A 298-nucleotide genomic window follows, 5' to 3' on the forward strand; every position below is an offset into this window, starting at 1 on the left:
TAAGCCAACACCTAAGATGATGTAACCTACTGTACCGCCTTGGTGAACTTGCTCTTCAGTATCTGGTGCTTGTACTAAAAGACCTAAAATTGAACCACCTGTAGGGTCAAGCGCGAACTGCACAACACCTGATTTTGTTTGTTGTAAGTCAGGCGCAGTTGCAGTGTAACGGCTGCTTGGCTGACGCGTAAGCTGGCTGATTGTGTTCGTAGCCGGTGTGTACTCTAGGTATTTACCATCTGCGATTAAGTTAAATGCACCAACACGCACCACTTCTTTTTGTGCTTTGCTGCCACCT

At 46.6% G+C, this 298-nt stretch carries 1 pseudogene; it reads right to left on the reverse strand.

The features are described 5' to 3' along the window. A pseudogene (locus tag CWB98_RS23625) lies at window positions 1–298 on the reverse strand (energy transducer TonB); the annotation flags it as partial.

This window comes from Pseudoalteromonas rubra (genome assembly GCF_005887115.1).
GTDB lineage: Bacteria > Pseudomonadota > Gammaproteobacteria > Enterobacterales > Alteromonadaceae > Pseudoalteromonas > Pseudoalteromonas rubra_F.